Annotated in this window: 19 protein-coding genes; 16 read left to right on the forward strand and 3 right to left on the reverse strand. The window is 47.4% G+C overall.

The genetic code is table 11. The features are described 5' to 3' along the window. The first annotated feature begins 156 nt into the window (after positions 1 to 156). From MKY23_RS10780 to coaD, 4 genes are all read left to right on the forward strand, one after another. Positions 157 to 999: an effector binding domain-containing protein gene (locus MKY23_RS10780; protein ID WP_339837899.1), complete on the forward strand. Its 843-nt coding sequence runs from the start codon at positions 157 to 159 to the stop codon at positions 997 to 999. A gap of 104 nt (positions 1,000 to 1,103) precedes the next feature. Next, positions 1,104 to 1,457, forward strand: coding sequence for a DUF3021 family protein (locus tag MKY23_RS10785; RefSeq protein WP_221790639.1), 354 nt, complete (start codon positions 1,104 to 1,106; stop codon positions 1,455 to 1,457). A 289-nt stretch (positions 1,458 to 1,746) separates the two neighbouring features. Next, on the forward strand, positions 1,747 to 2,355 hold the full coding sequence (gene rsmD / locus MKY23_RS10790; protein WP_154886412.1) for a 16S rRNA (guanine(966)-N(2))-methyltransferase RsmD: 609 nt from the start codon (positions 1,747 to 1,749) through the stop codon (positions 2,353 to 2,355). A 1-nt stretch (position 2,356) separates the two neighbouring features. After that, positions 2,357 to 2,863 carry a pantetheine-phosphate adenylyltransferase gene (gene coaD / locus MKY23_RS10795; RefSeq protein ID WP_154887388.1) on the forward strand — a complete coding sequence of 169 codons (507 nt, stop codon included), beginning with the start codon at positions 2,357 to 2,359 and terminating at the stop codon, positions 2,861 to 2,863. Here coaD and MKY23_RS10800 read toward each other — a convergent pair. Beyond that, entirely contained in the window at positions 2,841 to 4,175 is a 1,335-nt protein-coding gene (locus MKY23_RS10800; RefSeq protein ID WP_339837904.1) for a nucleoside recognition domain-containing protein, read from the reverse strand. The two genes, coaD and MKY23_RS10800, sit on opposite strands and share 23 nt — an antisense overlap. Positions 4,176 to 4,440: 265 nt before the next feature. Here MKY23_RS10800 and MKY23_RS10805 point away from each other — a divergent pair, with 265 nt between their 5' ends. Then, positions 4,441 to 5,481, forward strand: coding sequence for a SepM family pheromone-processing serine protease (locus MKY23_RS10805; protein WP_339837907.1), 1,041 nt, complete (start codon positions 4,441 to 4,443; stop codon positions 5,479 to 5,481). A 315-nt stretch (positions 5,482 to 5,796) separates the two neighbouring features. Here MKY23_RS10805 and MKY23_RS10810 read toward each other — a convergent pair whose 3' ends face one another. Continuing rightward, entirely contained in the window at positions 5,797 to 7,041 is a 1,245-nt protein-coding gene (locus MKY23_RS10810; protein WP_339837910.1) for a nucleotidyltransferase, read from the reverse strand. 250 nt (positions 7,042 to 7,291) lie between these two features. Then, entirely contained in the window at positions 7,292 to 8,527 is a 1,236-nt protein-coding gene (hmpA, locus tag MKY23_RS10815; RefSeq protein ID WP_154958972.1) for an NO-inducible flavohemoprotein, read from the reverse strand. Positions 8,528 to 9,036: 509 nt separating this feature from the next. Here hmpA and MKY23_RS10820 point away from each other — a divergent pair. The 11 genes from MKY23_RS10820 (at position 9,037) to smc (ending at position 20,954) form a co-directional block, all read left to right on the forward strand. Then, positions 9,037 to 9,543: a DUF177 domain-containing protein gene (locus MKY23_RS10820; RefSeq protein WP_090923907.1), complete on the forward strand. Its 507-nt coding sequence runs from the start codon at positions 9,037 to 9,039 to the stop codon at positions 9,541 to 9,543. A 65-nt stretch (positions 9,544 to 9,608) separates the two neighbouring features. Then, entirely contained in the window at positions 9,609 to 9,782 is a 174-nt protein-coding gene (gene rpmF / locus MKY23_RS10825) for a 50S ribosomal protein L32 (protein ID WP_090923906.1), read from the forward strand. Between the two features lie 392 nt (positions 9,783 to 10,174). Continuing rightward, on the forward strand, positions 10,175 to 10,723 hold the full coding sequence (gene fapR, locus MKY23_RS10830) for a transcription factor FapR (protein WP_244159423.1): 549 nt from the start codon (positions 10,175 to 10,177) through the stop codon (positions 10,721 to 10,723). Then, complete coding sequence (gene plsX / locus MKY23_RS10835) at positions 10,720 to 11,715, forward strand: phosphate acyltransferase PlsX (protein WP_090923905.1); 996 nt, start codon at positions 10,720 to 10,722, stop codon at positions 11,713 to 11,715. The genes fapR and plsX overlap by 4 nt, the downstream gene beginning before the upstream one ends. 8 nt (positions 11,716 to 11,723) lie before the next feature. After that, positions 11,724 to 12,713, forward strand: coding sequence for a beta-ketoacyl-ACP synthase III (locus tag MKY23_RS10840; protein WP_090923953.1), 990 nt, complete (start codon positions 11,724 to 11,726; stop codon positions 12,711 to 12,713). Between the two features lie 25 nt (positions 12,714 to 12,738). Further along, positions 12,739 to 13,674, forward strand: a complete 936-nt coding sequence (fabD, locus tag MKY23_RS10845; RefSeq protein WP_339837919.1) for an ACP S-malonyltransferase — start codon at positions 12,739 to 12,741, stop codon at positions 13,672 to 13,674. A gap of 261 nt (positions 13,675 to 13,935) precedes the next feature. Next, positions 13,936 to 14,685, forward strand: coding sequence for a 3-oxoacyl-[acyl-carrier-protein] reductase (gene fabG, locus MKY23_RS10850; RefSeq protein WP_090923903.1), 750 nt, complete (start codon positions 13,936 to 13,938; stop codon positions 14,683 to 14,685). A gap of 151 nt (positions 14,686 to 14,836) precedes the next feature. Continuing rightward, positions 14,837 to 15,070 carry an acyl carrier protein gene (acpP, locus tag MKY23_RS10855; RefSeq protein ID WP_024630176.1) on the forward strand — a complete coding sequence of 78 codons (234 nt, stop codon included), beginning with the start codon at positions 14,837 to 14,839 and terminating at the stop codon, positions 15,068 to 15,070. 174 nt (positions 15,071 to 15,244) lie between these two features. Then, positions 15,245 to 16,483: a beta-ketoacyl-ACP synthase II gene (gene fabF / locus MKY23_RS10860; protein ID WP_090923902.1), complete on the forward strand. Its 1,239-nt coding sequence runs from the start codon at positions 15,245 to 15,247 to the stop codon at positions 16,481 to 16,483. Between the two features lie 13 nt (positions 16,484 to 16,496). After that, complete coding sequence (gene rnc / locus MKY23_RS10865) at positions 16,497 to 17,195, forward strand: ribonuclease III (RefSeq protein WP_090923901.1); 699 nt, start codon at positions 16,497 to 16,499, stop codon at positions 17,193 to 17,195. Between the two features lie 189 nt (positions 17,196 to 17,384). Further along, positions 17,385 to 20,954 carry a chromosome segregation protein SMC gene (gene smc, locus MKY23_RS10870; RefSeq protein ID WP_154886400.1) on the forward strand — a complete coding sequence of 1,190 codons (3,570 nt, stop codon included), beginning with the start codon at positions 17,385 to 17,387 and terminating at the stop codon, positions 20,952 to 20,954. The last annotated feature ends 81 nt before the right edge of the window (positions 20,955 to 21,035 follow it).

The following is a 21,035-nucleotide window of genomic DNA, read 5'->3' on the forward strand; positions in this document are numbered from 1 at the left end:
ATTAGTCGGTTTTTTTAATAATAGACAAATCAGAGCATTTCTGAGCAAGAAGATGCCAGAGGGTTCTTTTACACTGTAAAAGAAAGGAGATGAGAGATCCTGGAAATATTTAAACTGCTTCACCAATCGATTGATTATGTGGAACGACATCTTCATTTGCCAATTGAGATTGAAGATATTGCTAGGGCAGGCATGAGTTCGAAGTATCACTTTCAGCGAATGTTTCATGCAGTAACCGGCGTAACGGTTACCCAGTACGTAAGAAACAGACGTCTCACACTTGCGGCTCAGGAGTTAGCAGGAACAAACTGTAAAGTTATTGATGTTGCACTTAAGTATGGTTATGAAAGTCCAGCAGCATTTACAAAAGCGTTCCAAAGGATGCATGGGGTAACACCTCTTGAGGCGAAGAAAATGAATGTGAAACTTAAAGCATTTCCTCGAATCTCCTTTCAAATTCAGGTTAGAGGGGAATCAGAGATGAATTATCGATTTGTCGAGGAAAAAGGCTCTATTGTATTTGGAAAAAGCGTTATCATCCATGAAGATGCGTATAAAGAGATACCCGTATTTGTGGAGGGCATTTGGAAAGATGGGACCCATGGTCAGATACTCGATTTGTTAGAGAAACCCGCTGGAACATTGTTATATGGGTATCATTATGATTTTGCGGAGAATGGTTCGAGGCGGTATTTGATGGGAGCAGAAGTGCCAGAGGGCATTCAGGTACCGGATGAATTTACTGTTCTTCCTATACCTGAACAAACTTATGCTGTTTTTGACAGCCGAGGGACGATGCCAGATGATGTCGAAATTGATGTAAGCATTCAGGATATTTGGAAACGGATATACACCGAGTGGTTCCCGTCAACGAGTTTTGAACAAGTGGAAGGACCCTGTATAGAAAAATATTACTGGGTGGATGAACGGGAGAAGGATTTCATCACTGAAGTATGGATTCCGGTTCGTAAAATGGAAGAGGGCATTAAATCATTGTAAGGAATGATTACCGTATAAAGAAGAAAGATGGAAAATGGCCAGCAATTTATCCAAAATGGATTATTATCTAGTTCTTTTGAGAAAGAAGGTTGGAAATCTTGGTGATGAATGCACTATTAAGAGGTGGAATACCCTTCGTGATTATGAACGGTATCGCTCTGATCCTTTATTCTCAAGGAAAATATGCTGACGCTAAAGGCACATTTGTTGCAAGTCTGATTGCTCTTTTTGTCGGTGCTGCAACTGTTATTTATAACATAGAACATTGGACTTTGGCGAAAAAAAGCGGTGTCCATTTTATTGTAATGCTTGTAACCATTTATCCGATCCTGTTGTTAAGTGGCTGGTTTACGATTCATTCTGTTTTCGATGCTTTTAAAGTTTTCCTATTTTTTATCTTTGTTGGGATCATTTTATGGTCTGTCCTTTTCACATTAACCCAATTTTTCTCTCGATAAATTGCTCAACAAAAAGAAGCCCTCTTTCGAGAGCTTCTTTTTCATGGGAGAGGAGAAACCGGACGAAGAGCTTATGGGGAAACGTAAGTCTTCTCCGCGGTTGTCTACGACACTTGTGATGTCGATAATTATAGAATGGCCCAAAGGTTTCCTTTTTATACATATTCGTCAACAATCCGTCAACAATTTTTTGTATAGGCAGAAGCAGTGTTTTTCAAACCAAACCGGAGTGTGGTACGATAGCTTAAAGAATAAATATATGTACATAGAGAGAAAAGGTGACGTATTCGTGAGAGTGGTATCTGGAAGTGCGAAGGGCAGGCCGCTGAAGGCTGTTCCCGGCACAGGTACGCGTCCAACCACTGATAAGGTGAAGGAAGCGTTGTTTAGTATGATTGGTCCTTATTTTGAGGGCGGAGCAGCATTGGATCTGTTTGCAGGCAGTGGGGGTCTCGGCATCGAGGCGCTGAGCCGCGGCATGGACAAGGCTGTTTTTGTTGATCTGGAATCGAAAAGTATTGAAGTGATCCGCGAAAATCTGAAGGCAACGAGGCTGGAGGATCAGGCGGCTGTATATCGGAATGACGCAGGTCGTGCGCTCAAAGCGCTGGCTAAACGTAACGCAACATTTGATCTGGTGTTTCTCGATCCGCCCTATCGCATGAAGAACGGGCACGAGTTAATGTTAACGATGCACGAACTGGAGCTGCTTACCCAAGGTGCGACCATCGTGCTTGAGTATGAATCCAAACATGAATACCCGGAGCAATTCGGTCCGTTTGAGCAAACGCGTAAAGCGGTGTACGGGGAGACAGCTGTATCGATTTACGATTATGTACCCGGTGCGGCAGAGGATGAAGAAAACAGCATCACAGAAGAGGAGGCTCCTCATGACTGAAATGATTCATCGGCAGGAACGCATTGCCGTATACCCAGGAAGCTTTGATCCCGTAACGATGGGACATCTCGACATTATTGCGAGAGCGTCTAAACAGTTTGACCGTGTCATCGTCGCTGTATTAAACAATATGAGTAAAAATCCGCTGTTCACGGTAGAGGAACGCAAAGAGTTAATTCTTACTGTAACCAGCCACCTGCCGAATGTGGAAGTGGATAGCTTCCGTGATCTGACCGCTAATTATGTACGTCAAAAGGAAGCGCAGGTTATCGTTCGCGGCATCCGCTCCGTAACCGATTTTGAATATGAGTTGCAACTCGCGTCGACCAACAGCAAGTTGAACCCGGATGCGGAAACGATTTTTATGATGACCAACCCGAAATACTCCTACCTCAGTTCCAGTATCGTTAAAGAAATCGCCCACTATCATGGGGATGTAACGGATCTGGTATCGCCTGAAGTTGAAGCTGCGCTTCGTCAGAAGATCAGCGAGAAAAAAGGCGGTTAATCCATAAGGTAAGGCCCGAGAGACTAATCATTACCCCAAGAAGTAAAGCGAGACTTAGGGCTGCTACAGGGAAGCTGTTCCAGATGAGTTGCCATGTACTTGTGGTGTCTGGAAATTGCAGAAACGGCCAATAGAATAAAGAGTTTGAGCGCTCTACCGCAGTGGTCTGCCATGTGGTCGATACTTCTGTGCTGTAACGGCTGAATGGTTCCCACAACCAGAGGGTAAGACTAAAGGCGGTTAACCCATGTCCTAATCGAACGATAATGAAAAAGAGCATGGAATGCAGTCCGGGGATGGCTGTTCTTAGCATCGACGAGACTTGTAGGTGCGAGCATACGCCTCCCCAGCCAAGCGCACCTGCCAGGAATGCCATCAGTAGGGCGGGTGCTATTGCTGTTTTGCTAATGTGGTATGTCCCCAGGTGAAGCTCCAGCACAGAAGGCCAAACTGCAGCTGAAATACCGGGAGTCAGATAGAGTGAGAGTAACCGGATAAATACAGCAAAAACGATGATGTATCCTCCAGTTAATAATAGAATTTGTACGGCCTGAGATACGGTGTCCCCCAGTAATCTGCCAAACCCTCGTGCGTCCCGGCTATGTGCTTCTCTAGCGGTTCGCAACATGCGCGAACCGATGCGAAGTTTCTGAGAATTCTGAGCTAAGGGATGCAGTTGCTTCTTTTCTGTCTCTGTGTGATCTTGGGCTGGTGAGAGAGAAAGGACATCTGTATTAGGTGACATGGAGTCTGGTACAAGATTTTTTTTGCGGGATGCAGGAATGAAACGAATGGCAACGGCGGCTGCAATCCAGCCACTGATCCAGTGTATAATGAGGAGAAAATATCCAGCGGCAGGATTATGAAGAAAAGCACCTCCAACAACAAGCAGAATCATCATGGGGTTGGCAAAATGAGCTGCTGCCGTAATAATAACCGCCTGTCTGGCGGTCATTTGTTGATCCTTGAGTAATCGAGATACGGCATCTGCGGCGGCAGGAAAACCTCCACACATGCCCACAGCGAGAACGAACCCGGTATGGCCGGGTAGCTTGAACAAACGCCTCATCAGGGGCTCTAGCAGAACCCCCAGGGCGTGGGTAAAGCCAAACGCGGTCAGCATTTGGGATAACATCAGGAACGGCAGCAGGGCAGGAAAGACAATTTTCCACCAGATGTCGAGTCCTTGAATGGATGCGTCGAACGCTTCTTTCGGAGATGCAACTATTGCAACAACCAGCATGAATGCACTGGTGCTCAGGAATACGGTTCGTACCAAACCGGGACTTCGAACCTCACTGGATACGGTCATCGTTTCACCTCATATCAATTAACGCCCCTTGGGCATTGGGATTATAGTGGACGGCCGAATCACGTTCGTAAACGGTTCGGCCTTGACCGGATAGACGGCGAATCATCCTGCGGCCTATCCGGCCTGTACCATTGTATGCAGGAACAACAAGGTGTTAGACTTGGATTGTAATCATATGGAATAAGATGAGCTAAATGAATTACACAAAGCAACTCTTGTGGAGTGGGTTCAGCTTGTATAGAGATAAAGAACGGAGGCTCATGAGATGAATCGGTTCCGGAAAACAGGTGGTTTCAGAGCTTCGATCTACGTGATCGCGGTGGCTCTTATTGTCTATCTTACGGTGTACATGCCAACGCCGTATATTATTTATAAACCTGGCAGTGCGGATGAAGTTAAACCCATGGTTACCGTGAAGGACGGTGACAAAGATGAAAAAGGCGTATTCATGATGACCACCGTGTCGGCAACGTATGCCAATTTATTTTTGCTAGGCACTTCGTATTTTGATAAAAATGCACAAGTGGATAAAAAGGAAGATCGTCTGCGTGGTAAAAGCGAGGCGGAATACTCCGCTGAACAGGTCTGGTTCATGAGTGATTCGCAATCCTCTGCCATGGAAGCGGCCTATGAGAAAGCGGGCATTGCATACTCCATTGTGCCTGAAAACATCTTTGTGTTTGGTCTTTCGGAAAATCCCAAACCGGATGGAGATATTGAACCCGGAGATATTATTCTGGGTGTGAACGGTACAGCTACACCGGATAATACGGTGCTTGCCAAACAGCTGGAAGGAAAAAAAGCCGGGGATACGGTGGAGATGCAATTGGAGCGCGGCGGTGAAACGATTAGCCGGGATATCACGCTGGTTGAGGTGAAAGACAGCAAGACAGGCAAGATGCGTACTGGACTTGGGGTGATGATTGGTGCCGTGCAGAAGGTGAAGCCGGAAGACCCGAACAAACAAATCACATTTTCAAGCACGCAGGTGGGAGGTCCTTCTGCCGGGTTAATGTTCACGTTAGAGATTTATAATCAGTTGACTCTTGGTGATCTGACCAAGGGACATCGGATTGCTGGTACAGGTACGATTACGAAAGATGGTGTTGTAGGAGCCATTGGCGGTGTGCAACATAAAATTGTCGCTGCCGACCGTAAAAAGGCAGAAATCTTCTTTGTACCTAAAGACAACTACAAAGAAGCTGAGGCCAAAGCAAAAGAGATCAACACTCCAATGAAGCTTGTGCCCGTGAGCACACTCGATGATGCGTTAGCCTTCTTGAAAACTCTGTCTGTGAAGTCTTAAGTGAAATAAGAGTATCTTACTAGAAGATTGGACTTAGAAGAGCTTGGGCAGTGACCTCTTTTAAAATAAGAAGGTACGCTCGGAAAAACAGTTATAGGAGATTCATAAAAAAGAGCGAGAAAGCAATGAGAAAAAGGGATGTAAATTAAGTGTCCAGGTCAGGTTGAATAATACGATAAGTGTTATGCATTGGTAGGATACATGTGTAAGACGTTGCTTTTAAAAAATCGAAATGACAAAATCCCTTGTGATGACAGCCAAAGGCTGGGCACAGGGGATTTTTTGCTGGTTCTATAGTTTGTAGGGCGAGATGAGTCAGATTCTCACGGGTGATTCGTAGTAGTCGCTATACATTATGCGTGATATGTTGCGCGAATCCTGTTGGTCATGGGCAAGAGCATAGGCGGCTTGCGCCTGGATATCCAATTCCAGTTGAGCATGTTCAAACGTTGAGGGTTTCATTACAACAGGCAGGGTGGCTGTTTTTTTCATCTGTTTGAGCAGACTCTGGCCTGTTGAAGTGAAACCGAGGACACGCAGATATCCGGGTCCGGTGACTAATCGCTCTGGTGAACATTCTTCTTTTGTGTGGTTCAGGAGCAGGTGGGCGAGCATGCGCTGCAGTTTGGTGCGCGTGTAACGCCGGGTTTTGAGCGCATTCAGGAGAGTTTCGACTGAAGGCTCGGGGAGCTGGGCGAGTGCACGTATGAGCCGGTGCTCTAGTCCTTCCGTTACTTCGGCGATACGTTCCAGCTCGGAGGCACGGCGGGTGGCCGCGATGTGCAGCAGCGGCTGGGCAAAGCGCTCCCAGTGTATGGGAGCGCGTCCTTCTTGCCATTCGCGATGCAGAATGGCAAGGGTTGCCGCCGGCACATATGGTGCGGCGGCTTGGGGCCCGTCCGCCAGCAGCAGGCGGCGGACAGCTGTGGCACTGGCGATCGCCCCCGGACCGGGCGTCGCCTGGTGATAGGCGGCACCGGTACGTGCCGCCGTCAAGGGCTGGATCGCGCTGCCTAGCCGTTGCAGCGCGATCAGGTAGTGCAGCCCAAGCGAATTGTTGGGCTGCTCCAGCAGTGCCGCGGCGTCGTGAGCATCGACGCCGCCGGGCGCCAGCGCTGCCGCCGCGCCTGCGTACGCGGCGGGGTAGCTGGCGCCTTCCCGCAGGCGGCGCGCGATATCCTCGCGCAGCCCTGCGGGCTCCACAGCCAGCACGCGCGCAATGCGTTGCAGGCTGTCGATGTCGCCGGACTCGCTGCCAAAGCAGAGCGAGTCCACAACTCCGGTGCGGTGCAGCAAGGATACCGCACCAAAGGCAAACCACTCCGCCGGTTGAACCGCATAGGCAACCGGCAGTTCAAGCACGAGATCGGCGCCAGCATGGAGCGCCATCTCGGTGCGTGCCCTTTTAGCAACGATGGCGGGTTCGCCACGCTGGAGAAAAGGGCCGCTCATCACGGCAACAACGGCGTCTGCTTCGCTAAGCCGCCGCGATTCATTCAGATGATGCACATGTCCGTTGTGCAACGGGTTATATTCCACAATAACGCCTACAGCTTTCATGAGCGTTACTCCTTCCTGCCGCGTTGAAATCTCCCATTGGGTCGTTAATCACGCGGGTCATGACATTTTTACAATATGGGATAGCATACAATTGTTTGTTCACCGTCAAAGCTCATTTTACCTCTTTCATCATAGAATAGAGCTGCCATTAGAGCAAATGATGAAAAAAGGCACAGAACCAGCATCCGCAGATGCAGCCTGTACCTGAAATATAGCTATTATTATCTTTCTTTCCGACTGTATTTTATGCTCACACATTCTCCGTAGCAGGAGCAAGACTGGCTTTTGGCCCGAAAAATTCATAATGGATACGATCTTCTGCAACACCAATGGACAGAAGTTCTGCATATACCGAACGCATAAACGTGACAGAGCCGCACAGATAATAGTTCGCATCCGGTTCTTGAATGACTTGACGAAGCCATGCCGCATCCATGTATCCCTGTTTGTAAACCAGCTCATTTTCCAGATCGGAATCGGCAGGAGAAGTGTAACAATAGTGTGCGTTGAGATTAACATGCTCCTGAGCCAGTTGGCTTACGTGATGGCGGAACGCGTGCGATAATCCGTTCGGGCTAGCATGTAAAAAGGTAATGGAACGCTGATCATCCGACTCTAACATTGTATTCAGCATGCTGACCATAGGGGTTATTCCTACACCTCCGCTTAACAGCACAACAGGACGCGGATCTTCCATGTCCAATGTGAAATCACCCGCAGGAGCGGAAAGTTCGACCAGGCTCCCCTCTGTAATATGATTGTGAAGATAATTGGAAATTACACCGTCAGGGCGATCCGATCCGCCCGACTCACGTTTCACGGATATACGATAATAGGGTTTGCCAGGTGCGTCGGAAAGGGTATACTGACGAATCTGAGTAAATTCCTGTCCGGCAGGCTGGATTTTAATGCTGATATATTGTCCTGCCTTGTATGAAGAGATAGACTTGCCATCCTCCGGTATCAAATAAAACGAAGTGATGAGTTCGCTTTCTTGTACTTTTTTGGCAACTTTGAAGGTTCTGAAACCGTCCCATCCACCCGTTTGATTTGCGGCTTCGCTGTACATATCCTGCTCAATGCCTATAAAGGCATCTGCAATCACTTGATAAGCATCGCCCCAAGCGGCTAAAATTTCATCAGTTGCGGCATCACCGAGTACATCTTTGATGGCTTGAAGCAGATAAGTGCCAACGATAGTGTATTGTTCAGGTACAATGCCGAGGCTACGGTGTTTGTGAGCAACCTGACGAACGGCTGGCAAAATAGCCGCGAGGTTATCGATGTGCATTGCCGCGGTGTAAACCATGTTGGCGAGTGCGGCTTGCTGACGGCCTTGTTTTTGATTTGCGTGATTGAAAATGTTTAATAGCTCCGGGTGAGCCGTAAACATCGTTTGATAGAAATGGCGTGTAATGGCTTCTCCATGAACTTCAAGTACGGGTACTGTAGATTTGATTACGTCAATCGTTTGTTGGCTTAACATGTAATTTCCCTCCCGATTTTCTTTGAAATATCAATAATAGATGGTTATAAAAATGGTTGTGAAAGTTACTTTGTGATTGAATCTACGACAAGTATAGGCATCAGGTCTAGCGACCTGTGTGACATAGATCACACCATTCGTTAACGATTGGTGACCGATGTAAGGAGTGGAGAGCATCAGATATAAGTAAGGGATAGAATCGTAAGTATAGATCCTATAGATGACTTGTAGTTATGATGGAGTAGGTCTATAATAGATCAGATGTGACGGCTGAATCGGAGTGATCGTTTTCCAGAAAGGGTGTAAAGTTAAAAGTGTTGACAAACCTCTTGGAAAATCGGTATAATGATTTTTGTTTGTTAAGTCAGTTTCATAAATCTTTTGTGAGTGACAGACAGCATACATACAGTCAGGAATGAACGCACATATTAGGATCGTCTTGAACTGTATACTGCCGCCATTCGTTAGACAACTATTTATGAAATTGGTTTCGTTTGGAGTGATAGAACATGATAATGCCATTTCGCAAAGTGGCAACCAGTGATCGCCCCCTGCGCTTTAACGAACAGTGGGATATCAAACATCTGGTTTCTAACCGACAAGATATCACAGCCGTTACTCCGCTGACTGCAGATTTGTCTGCAGAGATCAGAGAGGAGAACGTTGTGGATGTTCATGGCAAACTGACAGTAGGGGTGGACATGTTGTGCTCCCGTTGTCTCAAGCCGCTAAGTGAACATTTTCATATTGATTTTCATGAGCAATTCAAGCAGGGAAAACAACCGGAGGAATTATCTGAAGATGACGATACTCTCTATGTGGATGAGGATAGCGTTGATCTGAAAGGTTATGCCGAGGAAGCTTTTCTGCTGGATCTTCCGTTTGTACCGCTCTGTAGCGAGACATGCAAAGGACTTTGTCCTAAGTGTGGCCATGAGCTGAACGAAGGTGACTGCGGTTGCGATAACCAGGTTATTGATCCGCGGCTTGCAGGACTCAAGGATTTTTTTAAATGAGCATGATTGAAAATCGAACGTAACAACTACCTGCAAAGGTTGATTTTGATAAGGAGGTGGGAATAATGGCAGTACCTCAACGGAGAACGTCCAAGACGCGTCGCGACAAACGTCGCACTCACTTTAAATTGGCTGTACCGGGCATGGTGAAATGTGAACAATGCGGCGAATTGAAGCTTGCTCACCACGTGTGCAAAGTGTGCGGAACGTACAAAGCAAGAGAGATCATCTCTCAATAATAGCTACACATCAAGCAACACTTCATTTCGATGAGGTGTTGCTTTTTTGTGTAAAGAAAAGTGAACACATAAGCTTGTTCAAGCGGGTATGTATGCTTGTTACACATGTTCATCAGCACTTTGATGAAGTGATGTGAATTTGTTATACTAGCCTTTCTTTTTGACACAGGATGAGATATACTATAGTTTAGTACCAGGTTCTAAGATTTGACGTTACATACAGATCATCATACACTTTTATTTAGAAGCTCCCTGAATAAGCAGGGCTACAGCATATAAAGAAGTAAGGTTTGAAAGAACGAACCTAAAGGTAGGTTCTGGAAACGATACAGCGGGGGGTGTCAGGCATCGAGCGTTTACCGAAGAGACAGAGGCAACAGCAGTTAACCAAAATGATAGACGAGAATCCGTTTGTGACCGATCAGGAGCTTACACGTCAATTGAAGGTAAGTATCCAGACGATCCGTCTTGACAGGCTGGAACTTGGCATACCGGAGCTTCGGGAACGGATGAAACTGATGGCGGAGCGCTCGTATGATCAGGTGCGATCACTGCCCCTGCATGAGATTATCGGTGACATTGTGGATTTACAGCTGGACAAGAGCGGGATATCCTTATTTGAGATCAAAGAGGAACATGTTTTTTCAAGAACAGGTATTGCCCGCGGGCACTATGTCTTTGCACAAGCGAATTCACTTGCTGTCGCTGTCATTAATGATGAGATTGCGTTAACTGCTTCGGCAGATATACGTTTTGTTCGCTCTGTTCGTTTGGGAGAAAAGTGTATTGCCAAAGCTTATGTGAAATCAATTCCCGGTCAGAAGGGGAAAGCCAAAGTTGAAGTGTTCACCTATGTTGGTGAAGAAATGGTGTTCCAAGGTAATTTTGTGATCTATCATTCAGGTGGAGAAGACAGCAAAGAAGGAGGTCATATGGAATGAGAATCGTCATTGATGCCATGGGAGGAGATCATGCTCCTGCGTCAACCGTAGAAGGGGCTATTGCCGCAGCTACGGAATGGGCGGATACACAGATCGTCCTGGTTGGCGATGAAACCAAGATTGAACCTCTTTTAAGTCAGTCAGGAGCAAGACCGGCCAATTTGAGCGTTCGACACGCTTCCGAAGTGATTGGTTCAGATGATGAGCCAGTAAAGGCAGTAAGGCGCAAAAAGGATTCTTCCATGGTTGTAGCCGGACGTATGGTCAAAGAGAAGGAAGCCGACGCCATGATCTCGGCAGGGAATACAGGGGCGTTAATGACGGCTGGTTTGCTTGTTGTAGGCCGGATGGACGGAATTGAACGTCCTGCACTTGCCCCCATGATTCCCACGATGGATGATGTAGGTGTGCTTGCGCTAGACCTCGGTGCGAATATGGATGCTAAACCGGAACACTTGGCACAATACGCGCTGATGGGCAGTTTGTACCGGCAAAAAGTACAAGGCATTGCCTCCCCGAGAGTGGGGTTGCTCAACGTGGGCACAGAGCCGGGCAAAGGCAATGAGTTGACCAAACATGCCTATCCGCTCTTAGAACAGCTTCCGATTCGTTTTGTGGGGAATGTAGAGGCACGTGATGTACTGACTGGTGCCTGTGATGTGCTGGTGTGTGACGGGTTTGCCGGCAACATCCTGCTGAAATCACTGGAAGGCGCGGCAGGAGCGATATTCGGTCTGCTCAAAGAAAAATTTACTTCATCCTTCAAAAATAAATTGGCTGCGGCGGTACTCATGCCAGAATTGCGTGGGTTAAAGAGCAAACTTGATTATACGGAGCACGGTGGTGCCCCATTGTTAGGTTTGAGTGGACTGGTCGTCAAAAGCCATGGTTCCGCTGACGGCAATGCGATCAAAAATGCCGTGCGTCAGGCACGGATTGCAGTACAAAACCAGTTGGTGGAGAGCATATCTAAGGAAATTAGTGGGAAGTGAGTGACGATATGAATAATTTGCGTCCGGTAGGGATTATTGGTACAGGTAAATATGTGCCGGAGAAGATTTTGACAAACAGTGATTTGGAAAAAATGGTCGATACGAATGACGAGTGGATTGTCAGTCGTACAGGTATTAAGGAGCGGCACATCGCTGCACCGGATCAAGCTACTTCTGATCTAGCCTATGAGGCAGCAATAAAAGCGCTTGAATCTGCTGGCATGACAGGCAGTGATCTGGATCTGATTATCGTTGCTACGATTACACCGGATTCCTCTTTCCCGTCGACAGCTTGCATTCTGCAAGATAAGCTGGGAGCCAAGGGCGCTGCTGCATTTGATTTGTCTGCTGCTTGTTCCGGGTTTGTATACGGCCTTGCAACGGCAACCAGTTTCATTCAAAGCGGCATGTACAACAACGCGCTTGTTATTGGTGCAGATTGTTTGTCACGTATTACAGACTACACAGACCGCAACACTTGTGTTCTTTTCGGTGATGGAGCAGGAGCTGTCGTTGTTGGTGAAGTTCCGGAAGGCCGTGGTTTCAAAGCATTTGATCTCGGTGCAGAAGGGGCAGGAGGCAGTCTTCTTAACATTGAAGGCGGTGGTTCACGTCTGCCAGCAAGTGCGGAAACGATCGAGAACAAAAAGCATTATATCTATATGAACGGCCGTGAAGTGTTTAAATTTGCTGTTCGTGTCATGGGTACAGCAACGATTGAAGTTCTTCGCAAAGCTGGCATGGATCGCACGGATGTTGATTTGTTCGTTCCACATCAGGCGAATGTTCGAATTATTCAATCGGCTATGCAACGACTTGAACTTCCAGAGGAGAAAGTGGTTGTCAATGTAGACAAGTATGCGAACACGTCGGCGGCATCCATTCCACTTGCACTGGTTGAAGCTGCAGAAGAAGGCCGTATGAAAGCAGGAGATACTGTTTTGATGGTTGGTTTCGGCGGCGGTTTGACTTGGGGCGCATCCGTACTCGTATGGTAAACTAGACAGCTGGAGGATGAATGAAATGGGTAAAATCGCTTTTGTATTCCCTGGACAGGGATCACAAAAAGTAGGTATGGCCAAAGATGTATATGAGTCTGTACCTGCAGCCACGGAAGTTTTTCGCACAGCAGATGAGGCGCTGGGCTTCTCGCTGAGCAACCTGATCTTTGAAGGACCAGACACGGAGCTGAAACAGACATCCAATACCCAGCCGGCACTGCTCACCGCGAGTATTGCACTGCTGGAAGCTTTCAAAGAAAAAGGAATTGAGGCAGACTACGTTGCAGGTCATAGCTTGGGCGAATACAGTGCACTAGTGGCAGCGGGTGTTCTTTCCTTTGAGGATGCTGTGCAAATTGTCCGGGCACGTGGTCAGTATATGGAAGAAGCTGTTCCAGGTGGACAGGGAGCAATGGCTGCTGTACTGGGTGCGGATCGGGAAGCGCTGGGGGTGCTTTGCCGTGAAGTGTCAGAAAGCGGAGATACAGTTGAACTTGCCAACATTAACTGTCCTGGACAAATCGTTATTTCGGGTGTAAAAGAGGGCGTTGCTGCCGTGTCAGAACGGGTGAAGGAAGCAGGTGGCAAGCGCGCAATTGCAATTGAAGTAAGTGGTCCGTTCCACTCTTCATTGATGAAAGGCGCTGCCGATAAGCTGGCCGATAAGCTGAGTACAGCGACGTTCTCACCTGCGAAGGTTCCTGTGGTAGCTAACGTAACCGCAAGACCTGCTGAAGATGGACAATTTCAGAACTTGCTTACCACCCAGGTCTATTCTCCGGTTTTATGGGAAGACAGTGTGACATGGCTGATTGAGCAAGGTGTGGATACGTTTGTTGAGATTGGTTCAGGCAATGTATTAACCGGTTTGATTAAAAAAACAGATAAAACCGTAAAATTATACAATGTAAACAGTCTTGAAACCTTGGAAGCAACTGCTGCTGATCTTAAAAAATAATTAAATCACATAAGCAAAACTATTTATTTACACTTTAACGGAGAGGACAGAAAAAACCTGGGAAAGCGAAGCTACAAGCTTTCTGCAAGAAAGCTGCATCGGAAGCGTAGGCCTCGCCTTTATCACCAGATTTTTCCCTTTGGAAAAGGGAATCAAGAAAATCTGGGGATAACAGCGATTGAAAGGTTATTCTGTCATCGGAGTGGCTGTGTAAATAATCGAATTTCAACTTGTGTAGATTCAGGGAGAGGAGGAATGGTTATGTCTAAACCGTTAGAAGGTAAAAATGCATTAGTAACCGGAGCATCCCGCGGAATTGGCCGCAGTATTGCACTTGCCTTGGCTGAAGCCGGAGCGAATGTTGCTGTAAACTATGCGGGCAGTCAGGCTGCGGCAGAGGAAGTGGCCGAAGAGATTCGTGCAAAAGGTGTTCAGGCGATTACGATTCAGGCGAATGTAGGTCAGATGGTTGAAGCGGAACAGATGGTGAAAACAACGCTTGAAGCATGGGGCAATGTCGATATTCTGGTGAATAATGCGGGGATTACACGGGACAACCTCATTATGCGTATGAAAGAAGAAGAGTTCGATCAAGTTATCGAAACGAATCTTAAAGGGGTGTTTAACTGTCTGAAGGCAGTAACACGTCCAATGATGAAACAACGTTCAGGAAGAATTATTAACATCTCTTCTGTCGTTGGTGTGCTGGGTAATCCGGGTCAAGCCAACTACGTGGCTGCCAAAGCGGGAGTTATCGGTTTAACGAAGGCTTCTGCTCGAGAACTTGCTTCTCGCGGAATTACGGTGAACTGTGTTGCACCGGGCTTCATTGAAACCGATATGACCAAGGAATTGTCTCAGGAGCTGGTCGATGGTATGCTTAGTGGCATTCCGTTGTCCCGTCTGGGACAGCCGGATGAAATTGCTGGTGTGGTTACATTCCTTGCATCAGAAGCTTCATCTTATATGACAGGTCAAACACTGCATGTCGATGGCGGCATGTACATGTAAATTTCCTGGACTTTGAATCAAAGTCGGGGAACAGGCGCTGGACGATCCGAAATGCCGGAAAAAGGCCGGGTTCCCCGGCCGGGAGCCGCATATGTCTTCTATGGCATTTTGCCTGCGATTCTCGTATAATACCAAGGAGGAGGTGAACCGGATGTCCGATGTATTGGAGCGTGTAAAACGCATCGTCGTCGACCGCTTGGGCGCAGACGAAGCTGAAGTTACACTTGAAGCATCTTTCAAAGAAGATTTGGGTGCTGATTCTTTGGATGTAGTGGAATTGGTCATGGAATTGGAAGATGAATTCGATTTGGAAATCTCTGATGAAGATGCAGAAAAAATTACGACCGTAGGTGAAGTTGTAAACTACATACAATCTCATACCTAAAGTCAATTCAGTCCCGCTCCTGTTTTCGAACAGGCGGGACTTCTCATCATTCATTGGTTTTTCACATCCCGCAGACAAGGTGCCTGCTGATCTTTGGAGAGGCGTCTTGCATTCGAGTCTGCGGATATTCCCACAAAATACTTGCGTAATGCAGTCGATATAGAGGTGAGTCGGTTGAAACAAAGAGTTGTAATTACCGGAATGGGCGTAATGACATCGCTCGGAAAAGATATAGAGACGTTCTGGGGCAGTTTAATGGCAGGAAAGTCCGGAATTTCTCAGATTGAGGCATTTGATGTTAGTGAATACACGACACAGATTGCAGCCGAGATCAAAGATTTCAACCCGGAAGAATATATGGATCGAAAAGACGCACGGAAGATGGATCGTTTTGTACAGTTCGCTGTGGCAGCTGGTTTCAAAGCTGTTGAAGATAGTGGTCTGAAAATCAACGAAAATATTGATGCAGAACGTTTTGGTGTATCGATTGGTTCTGGTATTGGTGGATTGGGAACTTGGGAAGATCAGCACAATGCGCTTTTGCAAAAAGGCCCTAAACGTGTGAGCCCGTTCTTTATTCCGATGATGATTTCGAATATGGCATCTGGACAGATGTCCATTTCACTTGGTGCCAAAGGACCGAACATCAACGTTGTTACCGCTTGTGCGACAGGAACACACTCCATTGGAGATTCGTTCAAGTTGATTGCCAATGGCGATGCAGATGCGATGATCTGCGGCGGTGCTGAAGCAACCATTAGGCCAACTGGACTTGCAGGTTTCTGCGCGATGCGTGCGATGTCTACACGTAATGACGATCCTACGAAGGCAAGCCGTCCTTTTGATACAGGTCGTGACGGATTTGTTATGGGTGAAGGTGCCGGAATTCTGATTCTGGAATCTCTGGAACATGCTCAGGCTCGTGGCGCACGAATCTACGGTGAAGTAATCGGTTACGGTCTGACAGGTGATGCACACCATATGACAGAACCAGATCCAGATGGAGCAGCACGTTGTATGACGATGGCGCTTCGCAATGCAGGCATTCAGCCGGAAGAAGTGGATTACATCAATGCACACGGAACTTCAACACCAGTAGGTGACCGTTCCGAAACGTTAGCCATCAAAAAGGCGTTTGGCGATCATGCGTACAAGCTTGCCGTAAGTTCCACCAAGTCCATGACAGGCCATATGCTTGGCGCTGCAGGTGGTGTAGAGGCAGTTATCTGCGGATTGTCCCTGACACATCAGACACTGGCTCCAACGATCAACCTGGAAGATCAGGACCCTGAATGTGATCTGGATTACGTGCCTAACGTTCCACGTCAAACCAAAGTGAATGTAGCAATGTCCAATTCATTTGGATTTGGCGGTCACAACGCTACCATTATTCTCAAAAAATTTGAAGCATAAGGGGCTAGTTCGTTTGAGTGAAGATCTGAAGCAGTTACAACAAAAACTTCAAATCAAATTTGACAACAGGCAGCTTCTAAAACAAGCGTTTACCCATGCTTCTTACGTAAACGAACACCGATTCAGTCAACATCAGGATAACGAACGTCTGGAGTTTCTGGGCGATGCAGTATTGGAGTTGACTGTATCGGAGTACTTGTATCATCTGTATCCTAACCGTCCGGAAGGAGAACTAACAAAGATGCGGGCATCCATTGTCTGTGAACCTTCCCTGGTCAAATTTGCTGAAGCGCTTAGTTTTGGACAATATGTACTTCTTGGAAAAGGTGAGGAATTAACTGGAGGACGTACACGTCCAGCTCTTCTGGCGGATGTGTTCGAGTCATTTATAGGTGCGTTATACCTGGATCAGGGTCTTGAACCTGTGCGAGCATTTCTGGATCAGCATGTGTTTCCGTTAATCGTTGTTGGCAGCAAGCTGCAAATGAGTGATTACAAAACAGAGTTGCAGGAACTCACACAGCATCACAATATGGGGGCTCTGGAGTACCGGATCGTCGAAGAGCGGGGACCAGCCCATGAACGTGAGTTTGTCTCGGAGGTCCATATGGGCCAAGAACGACTTGGCCGAGGTACAGGACGCTCCAAAAAAGAGGCGGAACAACAGGCAGCATCTGCGGCGCTTGAACGATTGAAGCTTCCGGAGGCCTGAATTGTACCAGGCAGCGCTTAGACAAACGAAGAGCAAAGAGCAGCCCGCGGGCCCGCCCCGGCGGAAGTAATCGGCCGGACTGCTTTTTGCTCTTTTTTTTGTAAAGAGACTCGGGAGGCATTATCGGATTTTTTACTAGGTGTCGAAGGCATTAATTGAAATTTGCAAGAGGAGGTGACGAGAAGCCCTATGTTTCTGAAACGAATAGAATTGGGTGGATTCAAGTCATTCGCCGACAAAACGGAAATGGAATTTGTTCGTGGCATTACAGCGGTTGTAGGTCCGAACGGAAGCGGTAAAAGTAATATATCCGATGGTATCCGCTGGGTATTGGGGGAGCAAAGCGCCAAGTCACTCCGTGGCGGTAAAATGGAAGATATTATTTTTGCAGGCAGTGATGCGCGTAAAGCTGTCAACTACGGAGAGGTTTCCCTTACACTGGACAATGAGGATCATGCACTCGCTTTGGATTTCGGTGAAGTAACCGTGACCCGTCGTGTTCATCGCAGCGGGGACAGTGAGTATTTTATCAATAAACAATCCTGTCGCTTGAAAGATATCACAGAACTGTTCATGGATACGGGGATAGGTAAAGAGGCTTACTCGATTATTGGACAAGGACGCATTGAGGAGATCTTGAGTACTCGTTCAGAGGATCGCCGTGGAATCTTTGAAGAGGCATCAGGAATCGTTAAATATAAATCCCGCAAACGGGATGCAACGCGCAAGCTGGATGAGACAGAGCAAAATCTGCTACGTATTCACGATCTTGTAACCGAACTGGAAGATCAGATTGGCCCGCTGAAAGAACAATCCGAGAAAGCCATGCATTACAAGCAACTTCGTTCCGAACTCAAATCAAAGGAAATTTCGATGTATGTGTATCAGATTGAACAGATTCATGCTTCCTGGAGCAAAGCGAGCGAACGTCTGGAATCACTTAAACACGAAGAGGTTGGATTGGCGGCGATTGTATCCACACATGATGCAAAGCTGGAGAATGATCGCAATGCACTGCGTCTGCTGGAAACGGAGACGGAAGAACTTCAGGCTGCTTTGTTGCAATTTAGTGAGGCAACAGAGAAAAGCGAAGGGCATGGAGAGCTTCTTCGGGAACGTTCGCGTAATCTGCAAGCGAATCAGGAGCAACTGAGGGAAACGCTGGCGGTGAGCGAGCAGAGACATCAGGAACGTGAAGCTGAGCTGATTGCCTTGCGAGAGAAGTTTGGCAAGCTTGAACTGGAACTGGCTGATGTAAAAAATCGTTTGTCCGAAGAAGAAGCTAAGCTTATCGGTGTTACGGGTGGAATAAGTCAGCAGCAGGAGGAGAGCCTCAAAGGGAACTTGCTGGAACTGATGAATCAGATGGCGCAGGCACGAAACGAAATACGGTATGTGGACCAGCAAAAAGAAACGCTGGAGCGCAGAATGAACCGTGCATCAGAAGAATCCGGCAAATGGGAAGAACAGAAAGAGACGTTAGAAGGCCGTAAAGCAGAGATTCAGAAAAAAGTGGTTCGGTTAGGTAAGGAAATCAGTGAACTGCGCGGGGGTTATATTTCGGAAAGCGAACGGCTGCAGTCTTTGCAAAAACTCCTGGAAGAGAGCCGTGGTACTGTACGTAAATGGGAGCAAAAGCGCGAAGCACAAGTGTCCCGCCGGGATACGATGAAAGAAATGCAAGATGATTTTGACGGCTTCATGCTGGGCGTAAAAGAAGTGCTCAAAGCTTCTCGAAAGGGGACGCTAAACGGAGTACATGGTGCTGTGGCAGAACTCGTCAAAGTTCCCGAAAAGATCGAGCTTGCGGTAGAAACAGCGATGGGGGCTGCGCTACAGCATATCGTCATGGAGAACGAGGCCGTATCCAGACAGGCTATTGCTTTCTTGAAGCAACGTCAGTTGGGACGTGCAACCTTTCTTCCGCTGGACGTTATTCGTCCTCGTTCAATCGGTGCAGGTGAACGCTCGATGGTTGAGGGTATGGACGGTTTTGTTGGCATCGGTGCTGAACTTGTACAGTATGATTCAAGATATGCCTCGATCATCGGTAGCTTGCTCGGAAATGTCATCATTGCAGAAACGTTGGAGTTTGCGAATAAAATTGCGGCACGTTGTCAGTATCGTTTCCGCGTTGTAACCCTCGAAGGGGATGTCGTCAACGCTGGCGGTTCCATGACTGGCGGCAGTCAGCATAAAAAAAATGGCAGTCTGCTCAGCCGCAAGCGGCAACTGGATCAGCTGGATCAAGATATTGTGGATACCGAGCAGCAGATTGTGAAACTGCATCGCAGTGTGGAAGATGTCAAAGCTCAGCTGGAGCAGTGTCAGGACAAGCTGGATCAGCTACGTCAGTCTGGTGACGATACCCGAAATGCAGAGCAACAGGCCTCGATGGAGATGAAGCAGGTTGAGCATGAACTGCGCCATGTATTGGAGCAGGTCGCTGTGGCAGGTCAGGAAAAGAACGGCTTTACGGAAGAAATTAAGGAACTGGACAAATCCCGGGTTGAAGCGGAGAAAAAACTTGAGCAACTTGAGGAAGAGGAGAAAGCAACTCATCGCGCTATTCATGCAGCAGAGTTTGCCCGGAAGGCCAATGAGTCTGCAAAAGAAGAGTTGCAAACACAGCTGACCGAACTGAAAGTCCGGGAAGGTAAGCTGGATCAGGAACGCTTCTCAAATGAAGAGCAATTGCGGAGATTGGAGCGAGAGGTTGATTCACTAGTCAAAGATCTGCGACAGAATCGTACGTTGCTCGCTTCGATGGAAGCTGATTTTAAGAAAACACAGAGTGAAAGTGTAAAACAGATTGAAGATTTAAACGAGTACAAGCTTAAAAAGGCACAGGCATCTCAAGAATTGGACTTCAAACGTGCCGCGCGCAGTGAACTGTCGAAAAAGCTGGAGCTGGCCGAGAGTGAAACGAAGGAGCAGCGCACACAGCTCAAAGCGGTGGAAGAGCAGATGCGTCAGACTGAAATTTCCGTGAACCGTCTGGATGTTGAACTGGAAAATATTTTGCGTAAGCTGACAGATGAATATGAGTTAGGCTATGAGCTTGCCAAAGAACGTTATCCAGTGCCTGAAGATGTGGAGAGCACACAAGCTGAGGTACAGAAGTTAAAACGTGCAATATCCGCTCTTGGCGATGTGAATCTCGGTGCAATCGAAGAGTTCCAGCGGGTGAATGAGCGGTATGAGTTCCTGAACGAACAGAAGAATGATCTGGTGGAAGCCAAAACGACATTGTATCAGGTTATCAAGGAAATGGAAGATGAAATGGCGAAGCGTTTCAAATTTACATTTGACGCGATCCGTCGTGAATTTGGTACCGTCTTTACGAAGCTGTTTGGCGGTGGACGTGCTGATCTGGTTCTGATGGACCCTGAGCGACTCCTTGAAACAGGCATTGATATCGTAGCCCAGCCACCGGGTAAGAAACTGCAAAATCTGCAACTGTTGTCGGGGGGAGAACGGGCCTTAACGGCGATGGCGTTGCTCTTTGCCATTCTGCACGTGAAACCTGTGCCATTCTGCGTATTGGACGAAGTTGAGGCTGCCCTGGATGAGGCGAACGTCGTTCGTTTCGCCCAATACTTGCGTGAGTTCTCTGAGCAAACCCAATTTATTGTGGTTACGCACCGGAAAGGCACGATGGAAGAGGCAGATGTCCTATACGGAGTTACGATGGAAGAGGGCGGAGTATCCAAGCTCGTTTCGGTTAAACTGGATGATGAGGAAGCAGACATCGCCTAATTGCATGGAGATTGCTGTGTGCTTCAAATAGGATTCATTTAATTTTACAAAATCATGACCATTTACGATTTAATTATCTAC

Source organism: Paenibacillus sp. FSL R7-0272 (assembly GCF_037969905.1).
In the GTDB taxonomy this organism is placed as follows: Bacteria; Bacillota; Bacilli; order Paenibacillales; family Paenibacillaceae; genus Paenibacillus; species Paenibacillus polysaccharolyticus.

What these genes read in the sequence shown, in the direction of transcription:
- MKY23_RS10785 (WP_221790639.1), top strand. Translation starts at nt 1,104, where the DNA reads ATGAATGCACTATTAAGAGGTGGAATACCCTTCGTGATTATGAACGGT.
- coaD (WP_154887388.1), top strand. Translation starts at nt 2,357, where the DNA reads ATGATTCATCGGCAGGAACGCATTGCCGTATACCCAGGAAGCTTTGAT.
- MKY23_RS10800 (WP_339837904.1), bottom strand. Translation starts at nt 4,175, where the DNA reads ATGACCGTATCCAGTGAGGTTCGAAGTCCCGGTTTGGTACGAACCGTA.
- MKY23_RS10805 (WP_339837907.1), top strand. Translation starts at nt 4,441, where the DNA reads ATGAATCGGTTCCGGAAAACAGGTGGTTTCAGAGCTTCGATCTACGTG.
- MKY23_RS10810 (WP_339837910.1), bottom strand. Translation starts at nt 7,041, where the DNA reads ATGAAAGCTGTAGGCGTTATTGTGGAATATAACCCGTTGCACAACGGA.
- hmpA (WP_154958972.1), bottom strand. Translation starts at nt 8,527, where the DNA reads ATGTTAAGCCAACAAACGATTGACGTAATCAAATCTACAGTACCCGTA.
- MKY23_RS10820 (WP_090923907.1), top strand. Translation starts at nt 9,037, where the DNA reads ATGATAATGCCATTTCGCAAAGTGGCAACCAGTGATCGCCCCCTGCGC.
- rpmF (WP_090923906.1), top strand. Translation starts at nt 9,609, where the DNA reads ATGGCAGTACCTCAACGGAGAACGTCCAAGACGCGTCGCGACAAACGT.
- fapR (WP_244159423.1), top strand. Translation starts at nt 10,175, where the DNA reads ATGATAGACGAGAATCCGTTTGTGACCGATCAGGAGCTTACACGTCAA.
- plsX (WP_090923905.1), top strand. Translation starts at nt 10,720, where the DNA reads ATGAGAATCGTCATTGATGCCATGGGAGGAGATCATGCTCCTGCGTCA.
- MKY23_RS10840 (WP_090923953.1), top strand. Translation starts at nt 11,724, where the DNA reads ATGAATAATTTGCGTCCGGTAGGGATTATTGGTACAGGTAAATATGTG.
- fabD (WP_339837919.1), top strand. Translation starts at nt 12,739, where the DNA reads ATGGGTAAAATCGCTTTTGTATTCCCTGGACAGGGATCACAAAAAGTA.
- fabG (WP_090923903.1), top strand. Translation starts at nt 13,936, where the DNA reads ATGTCTAAACCGTTAGAAGGTAAAAATGCATTAGTAACCGGAGCATCC.
- acpP (WP_024630176.1), top strand. Translation starts at nt 14,837, where the DNA reads ATGTCCGATGTATTGGAGCGTGTAAAACGCATCGTCGTCGACCGCTTG.
- smc (WP_154886400.1), top strand. Translation starts at nt 17,385, where the DNA reads ATGTTTCTGAAACGAATAGAATTGGGTGGATTCAAGTCATTCGCCGAC.